Genomic DNA, 8,277 nt, shown 5'->3' with positions numbered 1-8,277 from the left:
AACCGCCGTATACGGAACCGTACGTACGGTGGTGTGAGAGGTCGGTAGCCGAATTAATCGGCTACCTCCTACTCGATCGTTCACTGGTAATGCCGCCAGCGCTCCAGCAGTTGCGCCTTCAGCTCAGCCAGGTCGATGGCGGGATCCTCGGCCTTCAAAAGGACCGCGAGCGCCTGCCAGAGGTGCTCGAATTCCTCTTGATACTGATTGATGACCACGGTCGTCGGGCTAGGATCACCGCGCGGATCCAAGTGGGCGTAGTTGTCGGGCAAGGTCCTGGAGAACTGTGCTCCGGAGCAAAGCGTTCCGTAGGTTTGCCGCAACAGTGGCTGCATCTCGCGCGTGACTGCCGCCGCGAACGCTTCAAGTTCACTGAGCCGGCGCGCATTGGGCAGAGTGGGGCTGGACAGCGTGACCGTAAAGCCGGCGTCGGTCTCAGTTTGAAACTGGATGCGGGCGACGTGCGGGCCAACGATGGTGAGGTCCTTCAGGTAATTGCCGGCGATCCAGATGTAATCCCCGGCTTCACTGCGGCCCAGTGGAAAATAAAATAGCAGAAAATAAGGAATAATGCGCGGCGGTTTGCCGTGCAGGCCCATCTCGGCGTAGACGCGCCGCCGGGTTTCGTCTAGTTCGGCGTGAAACGGCGTCATCCTCATGCCCATTTTACGGGTGATGGCCCGCGTCGCCATCGAGGTCGCGTAAGGGCCAAATTCGGCGTCAATGGCAATGGTGCGCCGCGCTTGATCGGTGAACGGCATGATCAAGACCATGGTCGGCATAACCAGTAAATTATCGCGCAGCGGCAATGTCGCAGCCGCCTTTTCAAGGTCGCGTGGCCGAAAGCTGGCGACAGTCAGCAGGGTGCCATCTGCTTTTTCAATTTTTAACATTCGCTAAGTCCTCCCGTGTGTGCGTTGCCCGGGGCTCTGAACATTTGTTCCCCCAAAAATCGAGCACAGCATAGCAGGCGGCTTACTTATTGTCAAAAAATCTGCCTTAATGGATCTTTTCGCCCCGAGTTCGTGCCACTTGATGTCACTTCAGGCAATGAGCCGAGTTTCTTTGGGCGCGATGGGTGGGGCGATGGCGCGCGGCGTGACGCACGCGGCCCATTTTGACTGTGAGCGAGCAACCCCGGCAGGCCGGGCTTCAGCGCCGCAACCATCTCGCCTATCCGAAATCAATTGGGCCCAATATACTGGCCTCATCATTAGCGCTAATGAAATCTGATGCAGGGGTGCAAGGAGTTGCTAATGATGCGAAACGCTGAAACAGGGTTTGGGCTGTACTTGGCCAACGCGGGGGTCGTGCACGCCGCCGTGCGCCGGTTGCAGGTCTGGCCCGGTCACGCCGATTACGATGATTTGGTGGAGGAGGGGATGCTGATTTACGTTGCTTACTACCAGCGCTACCGCGACCCGGTGCGCACACAGGCGGAGCGGACCAAGTTTAACAAGCTTGCCGGCTTGTTTGTCTATTACGGGCTGCTGAAAATTGTGACACGCGAGCAGCGGCGCCCGGCCGTGCATGAACGCAGCGCGCGCCGGGAACCACCAGCCGATACTGACCCACAGGACTGGCTGGTAAAGTGGTTGGGCGAAGACGCGGAGGTCGCGCTGGTGGCCCGATTGCGCAGCCAGCTAACACCGCGCGAGCAGGCAGTCTTTGAAAGCATGGTCGACCAGGCGTTCACGCGAGCGGAAACGCGCGCCTACCTGGGCCTGAGCCAGTCCAATTTGACCAATGTCCTGCGGCGCATCCACGCCAAGTACCAGACGCTCAAAGCAGCTGCGGCCGCGGAAAGTCCGGTGTGAACTTTTAGCCGGTGCCGGCTTTCTATTCATGTAAGGCCGCGAGAAGCGGGCTTACCACTTTTTTGAGAAAGGAGGCAGGCACAATGGCAAAGGAAATTGTACGCCAGCGGATCTCGCTGACCTATGTGCAGCCTGACAATCCGAACTACGTGCTGCGGCGCGCGTTCGCGAACATTCGCGCCAATGCGAGCGATGAGAACCTGATGGCCTTTGCCCAGCTGGTCGGCAAGGTCAACCCGGACGATCAGTTAGGGTCGCTGCAGGTGATCACCACCAGCGAAGTCGTTGAGTAAGGCGACAGCTGACAATCTGACAGAAAGGAGGTTAGCACATGTATCAATTACTGTTGAGCTACAATGACGCCGATGCTCACCGGCACACGTTCACCCTGAGTAACTTGGCCACCGCGCCGGACAGCGCGTTTGCCGAAGAGCTGGCAGCCGCACTGCAGAAACTGCAGATTTTTGGCCTCAACGACACCAACTACTACGAGAAGTTTATCGAAGCCAGCGTACGCTACACGCAGACTGACTCGCTGTTTACGACACTACCTGAACTGTAACTGAATGGCTTTTCCCCCAGCGAATGAATCCGTGAAATCTAACAACCGTGGCACTGACGAATCACGGTCGTTCGATGCACCGGGCGACCCGAGCGATCGGGCCGCCTTTTTTGCGTTGTGCGACAAAAAAAGCACCCAGCCGCGAGGGCAGAGTGCTTAATGCGCAAAAGCGCTGAATTACTTGATTTCTTCTGGGACCATCTTGACTGGGCGGGTACCCATCCAGCCGGAGATTTCCTTGAAGGTATCGGTAATAGCCTTGGTGCCAGGGGCCAGGAGCTTGCGAGGGTCATAGCCCTTGCCTTCCTGATCCTTGTTGGCAAGGATGTATTCGCGAGTTGCCTTAGCAAAGGCCAGCTGGCATTCGGTGTTGATGTTGAGCTTAGCGATCCCCATGGAGATGGCCTTTTCAACCTGGTCCTGAGGGATGCCTGAACCACCGTGAAGAACCAGTGGCAGGTCAACGGCGTCAGCGATTTCTTGCAGACGGTCGAAGTGCAGGCCCTTCCAGTTTGAAGGGTACTTGCCGTGAATGTTGCCGATGCCGGCAGCCATGAAGTCGATGCCAGTTGCGGCAAGCGTCTTGGCTTCTTCAACGGAAGCAAGTTCGCCTTCGCCGATGACGCCGTCTTCTTCACCGCCGATTGAACCAACTTCGGCTTCAACGGAAATGCCCTTGGCGTGAGCCAGCTTAACGATTTCCTTGGTCTTTTCAAGGTTCTCGTCGAATGGCAGGTCGTGGCCGTCGAACATAACGGAGTTGTAGCCGGCAGCAATAGCTTCCTTAGCAGCTTCGAAGTCACCGTGATCCAGGTGAATAACAACCGGAACGGTGATGTTCATGGACTCAGCTTCAAGCTCGATCAAAGCCTTGCAAAGCTTGTAGCCGCCCATGTACTTAGCAGCCCCCATGGATGTTTGGATCAGGATCGGAACATTGAGATCCTGGGCGCCTTGAAGCAAAGCGCGAGTCCATTCGAGGTTGTTAGTGTTGAACGCACCAATAGCATAGTGACCCTTACGAGCAGCTTGGAACAATTCTGTGCCGCGTACAAATGGCATAAGTGTAATTCCTCCTATTTTTGAAAAACAAGATTTTTAACGCCTTAAGTGTAACATAGATTTTCACGGATGACGATTGTGATTTACTGGCCCTTTCAACCGCGTGCGAGTAGTCGGGTGGGGATTCAAGCCTCGGGCACGATAGCGCGGCTTGGTAGTTTTCATTGGTGCGAGCAAAAGCCAGAAGGGCCGCGGGAGCGGAACCGGTAGGACAGGTGATGGGTGGAAGAGTGACCAATTAGTGGGCGTGTATGATTCAAGAGCCGCTGATGATTATAATTAATAGGGGAACTTTGGTGTCGTTAAGCACAAAATGCCACCGATAATATCATAATATGATAACAGTTTATTGACGCATTACATTATGATGATTGTTAATACTGCTAAGAGCAAGGAGCTGGACAGCTGATGGCTTACATTGTGACCAGATCCGGGAAGGGTGACATGGATGAGGAATCGTCATTTTAATGATTTCAGATCCGGACTGTGTATCGTAAAGAGGCACCACAAGACGTACAGATCTGGGAAAAAGTTTCTTTTTGTCACCGTCACTATGCTGGGCGTCACGCTGGGCATGTTTGGTCTCAACGACCAAACTGTCAGCGCCTCACCTGGGAATGGGGACATTCACCACCGACCCTCAACAAACGCTCGTCAACGTCAGTTTCAGGGCTCCGGCAATCAACGTTGTTAACGGTTATCGGACCGCAGTGTGGCAGATGCAGCTGACGGGTACGGACGCGAATCAGCATGCTTTCCCATTAATGTTGATTCCTCGCTCACGGTGGACTCTGCGGTGTTGTCATTGACAGGGACTGACCATGTCAAGGATTCTTACCAGCACACGCTCACCCTTGATTACAGCCAGACCGCTGCGCTCACAAATAATATCGAAGCCAAATAACCGGGATACAAACTTGCTTGGCCAACCAATCCTGTCTCTACAATGACCAGTGCCCTAAACAAACTTGCATCAAAATTGGTCACGATTCAGCCAGTCGACACGAACAATCCCGACAAACTAATCGATTAGGGCGAGAAGGAAACGTACGATCGGCCTACTTATACAATCGGTTCAAATTACGAGGCAGACTACACTTTCTGTTCAACTAAAAGAACCGGGCAAGCAGTCACTGAGTTTGATGTGGTGACGATTGACAGCAATGATTGTCCAACGGGGTACATTGCGGAGAGCTTGAACATTTCTGCAGATCCAAGCATTGTTCCCGGCGAGTCAGTCATAGCTGCGCTTCAGGAGTTTGCTGATGACCCCATCAGACAAGCAAAAACCGTCATCGAGGTGCCGGTAGCGTTAATCCATGTAGGTGAGGAACCAGACACCGATCCTTAAACTCGTGCTGAGGTGCCAGACGCGGCGCTGTCAGTGATCCAAGACGAATACTATGCCAACACCGCCGATGGCAGTCAACTGGCTCCGGGTTCAGAACCCAACCTGATCAGCCGACCGATACGGAATCAGGCATACCAAACGGGAAAGATAATTCACAGCAGCCTAGCAACAATTCGACTGGTCAGAATGTCACGCAAAATGCTCAGGCCATTGGTAAGACGACCACCCGTCTGCCAATGCGAATTCGGCTTTACCTGATACTGGAAATGGCGATGCGCATGCAGTCATGCTTTTTTGGGGGCGCTGACAGTCCTGCTGTTCGGCGAAGCAGTCGCCCGCCGGAAAAAAACATGAATGATTTATAGAAGGTACTCGGCATTACGGGCCTCTCGGTGATGCCGAGTGTTTTTTTGAATAGATGATTAGTTCACGGCCAGGCACGGGTAATTAGATTAACGACAAAGTTAATAATGGCACTTGCATTAAAAATCGGGCTTAAATGCTGTTTCAATATTGGAAAGAAAATAACGTTTCATTTGGTTTTCATTGTCACCGCGGCTGATTTGCCCAACGCGGACTATGGTCATCATGCCGGCGCCTCCGGATAAACGAACAGTCGCAGACTCGGTAACGACCATAGGCCAATTTGCGTTCTTATAGTGATTGACTCACTAACTTTATGATATTAGACTGACTATGTAAGTATATATGCTGCTGATAATTAAAAGGATATGGTGATACCATGTTATTCAATCAAGATAAAAAAAGTCATCTGCAGACCGCGATGGCCGACAAAAAAATACATTTTAAAATGTACAAGTCGGGTAAGCTTTGGCTCTACGCCGGCATCACTTTGCTTGGCCTGACACAATTTGCATTCTCGCCTAAGACAGTTCAGGCGGATACGATCCCAACGCCAGAAACAGAAGCTGTGACCAAGGCAGCGGCCTCGACCACGGCCCACACGACTGACCAAGCAGTTAAACTCGCCACCAGTGACTCTAGCACTGCCTCTACAGCAGCTAGCGCACCCGCAAGTGCTGCGAGTTCCGCCGCTCAGACGAGTGCTGCCCGTGCATCAGCTGTGCCTGCTGCTAAGCCTACAATTACCGCTGCAGAACTGCTGAGCAAGCTTCCTCAAGGTACAGCACTGACTCAGACTCCAACTCAGTATGTTTTTGATTTGCCGGCTGATAGTGATCCCATTGTGATTAAGAGCTTGGTTGATGATTATAGTTTGGATAAAGGGGTTGAGTTGAACTACAAACAGGCAGCTACTCAGCAGACTGTTTTAGATAAGCCAGGAAGCTCCACGGCTGCTAACGAGGTCGTAAATTCTGGGGGCAGCGGTTCGACTGCCATGGCCACACTGGCGGAAGATATCGGTACTCATATGACGGTCAACTATGTCGATGTTTACACCGGCAAGACCGTCGCTAGTGCCGATGAAACATTTAAGACTGCGACTGTGGCTAATTCAGCAACCGATGCAACGGTCACGGCGCAGATGAGTGCCAACGCCGCCTTGAACGGCAAGTATACGATGGCGGATGCGACATCGCTCAGTCTCAATCAGAAGACTCAAACCAGCAACGTCACCGTGACGGCCACTGGTAGCTTCGATGTGCTCGTGGCACCTGTAGCATCTTCGGTAAACCTTAAAGTAGGCTCCTTCTATGCTAACTACGGGGCGACGGCGACAAACACCCTCTATTCTCTTCTTAACAACCCTCAGCTTGACCCTAATGGTAATTTGGTAAACCAGAGAGCGGTAATCTATCCCGATGCAAGCGGTGCAGCGACAGGACAACAAACGACTGCGCTGCGGGCTCTTTTGGGCGGGAACGACGCTAAGCTAGCCGATGCATTAAAGAACTTATTAAATAATCCTGCTTACCTGAAAGTTAACGCGGGTACGAATGGAACAAATGGCGGCACTAAGGATGTCGGAAAGTATACATATACAATCACTGATACCGGTCGCAAGCTGATTTCTGATACTTTGCTGAAACTCACGAAGGGTAAGTTTACTTTGGCCACAGCATCGCTAACCGGTGCTGCCACAACGAACACTTTCTACATTACGAATAAGTTTACGCTTGGCACTGGGACTCACATCTATGATGGCCAGACCTTGGCAGAAATTTTGCCGAGCCTACCTTTGTACTTGGATACACTGAATCCCGCGGAGACGGCTTCAAGGACAGAAATCAAAAACGTAGGGTTAACAGCGAGCGACTTTACCTTTAGCAACGGTGCCTCGGATGTCTCAGATGCTGCGACGTATAAGGTTTCCTTAAACAATTCGGGTTTAGCTAAGGTTCAGGCAGCTTATGCTGCTCAATTCCCTGATAGCACGAGTAATGTTACTCCGTTGGACATCAGTGAAGCGATTTCTAGCATCGAGATTTCGAAACGTCCTGCTAATGCAATATTTGAGCTTACTGGATATGCAGCCGATAGCAACGGTGACCCGCACTATACGACTAATGATTTGAAGCTGGTGTTCGATGTGCCACATGTGGATGGCTTAGAGGATATCGTGGCAGGCGACAAGACACCAAAATATGACCCGGCGACTATTACACCTGATGATCTGAACCTTATTCAACTCTCTGACAATCAGGTGGTTATTGTTTTGGTGAACACAACTATTCAGAACAAAATCACCACGGACAATCCTAATTATGCGATCACTTGGACTCCAAGCCAGCTGAATATCAGTAATGCAAGCGATGATACGGATACCAAGACCGTTTCTATTCAGGCGGTTGACGCGAGTGACTCAACTAAGCTTGTTGGTACTGCCACCACTTTGACGCTGAATCGGCAATACCGGATGGTTTCACTAAGCTCAGCGGCTCAAGGCAGCCAGTTAATCAATTCATATAAGATTTATAGCAATTGGCAACTGGCTGGTGACTTCCCGACTATTACTGTTGCGCCACCAGCCGGTCAGACGGCAAATATCAGCACGATTGACGAGAGTACATTGACTACGACAGGTCAAAATGTGGGTGATGCGTTAACCGCTGCTACAACAGTTGAGACGACTGACCCGGTCACGATTTTGGTTCCTGTTGTCTTGACGTCCCCTAACGTGATGAAGCCCGCACCAACAGAGGAAGGCACGACGAGTGACAGTAAGAAGCTTTATGCGGAGACACATAAGACTTATACAGTCACCGCGACGGGTCATATTGGTAGCGCCGACGGCGAAGAAGTTGCGCAAACCGATGCCGCAGCGAACCAGACGTTCACGTTCACTCGGACCTATGAAGTGGATGCGGCGAGTGGTAAGGCTACGGGCAAATATGGTGAGTGGACTTTAGCCAGTGAGAACGGGCCAGTCGAGATCAGCCCAGCAGAGAAGACAGGCTATGCCGCGACACCACAAAGTGTGACCGTGGCTGAGATCCAAGCAAAACTGGATGCGTTCAAGGTTGAAGCATCGACTGATGCGGACACGGATACGATCGACTTCA

The 8,277-nt window shown here is 52.0% G+C and carries 6 protein-coding genes; 4 read left to right on the top strand and 2 right to left on the bottom strand.

The window, feature by feature from the left end; all coding sequences use genetic code 11:
- Positions 1 to 80: 80 nt before the first annotated feature.
- Positions 81 to 893 carry a hypothetical protein gene (locus EKM86_RS11810; protein WP_125758253.1) on the bottom strand — a complete coding sequence of 271 codons (813 nt, stop codon included), beginning with the start codon at positions 891 to 893 and terminating at the stop codon, positions 81 to 83.
- 366 nt (positions 894 to 1,259) lie between these two features.
- On the opposite strand from EKM86_RS11810, the gene EKM86_RS11805 reads away from it, so the two are divergent.
- From EKM86_RS11805 to EKM86_RS11795, 3 genes are all read left to right on the top strand, one after another.
- Positions 1,260 to 1,817, top strand: coding sequence for a sigma-70 family RNA polymerase sigma factor (locus tag EKM86_RS11805; RefSeq protein WP_164506276.1), 558 nt, complete (start codon positions 1,260 to 1,262; stop codon positions 1,815 to 1,817).
- An 83-nt stretch (positions 1,818 to 1,900) separates the two neighbouring features.
- On the top strand, positions 1,901 to 2,110 hold the full coding sequence (locus EKM86_RS11800) for a DUF1659 domain-containing protein (protein ID WP_125758249.1): 210 nt from the start codon (positions 1,901 to 1,903) through the stop codon (positions 2,108 to 2,110).
- Between the two features lie 38 nt (positions 2,111 to 2,148).
- Positions 2,149 to 2,379: a hypothetical protein gene (locus EKM86_RS11795; protein ID WP_125758247.1), complete on the top strand. Its 231-nt coding sequence runs from the start codon at positions 2,149 to 2,151 to the stop codon at positions 2,377 to 2,379.
- Positions 2,380 to 2,556: 177 nt separating this feature from the next.
- On the opposite strand, the gene fba is transcribed toward EKM86_RS11795, so the two are convergent.
- Complete coding sequence (fba, locus tag EKM86_RS11790; RefSeq protein ID WP_125758245.1) at positions 2,557 to 3,441, bottom strand: class II fructose-1,6-bisphosphate aldolase; 885 nt, start codon at positions 3,439 to 3,441, stop codon at positions 2,557 to 2,559.
- A gap of 2,093 nt (positions 3,442 to 5,534) precedes the next feature.
- Between fba and EKM86_RS11785 the strand changes: the two genes are divergently transcribed.
- A partial coding sequence (locus EKM86_RS11785) for an MBG domain-containing protein (protein WP_164506275.1) occupies positions 5,535 to 8,277 on the top strand: 2,743 nt, incomplete at its 3' end.

This window comes from Lacticaseibacillus hegangensis (assembly GCF_003946465.1).
GTDB classification, from domain to species: Bacteria; Bacillota; Bacilli; order Lactobacillales; family Lactobacillaceae; genus Lacticaseibacillus; species Lacticaseibacillus hegangensis.
The sequence above is the reverse complement of the archived record's forward strand: the minus strand, read 5'-3'. Positions and strand labels throughout refer to the sequence as shown.

Coding starts and splice junctions, on each gene's coding strand:
- EKM86_RS11810 (WP_125758253.1), bottom strand. CDS start 893: ATGTTAAAAATTGAAAAAGCAGATGGCACCCTGCTGACTGTCGCCAGC.
- EKM86_RS11805 (WP_164506276.1), top strand. CDS start 1,260: ATGCGAAACGCTGAAACAGGGTTTGGGCTGTACTTGGCCAACGCGGGG.
- EKM86_RS11800 (WP_125758249.1), top strand. CDS start 1,901: ATGGCAAAGGAAATTGTACGCCAGCGGATCTCGCTGACCTATGTGCAG.
- EKM86_RS11795 (WP_125758247.1), top strand. CDS start 2,149: ATGTATCAATTACTGTTGAGCTACAATGACGCCGATGCTCACCGGCAC.
- fba (WP_125758245.1), bottom strand. CDS start 3,441: ATGCCATTTGTACGCGGCACAGAATTGTTCCAAGCTGCTCGTAAGGGT.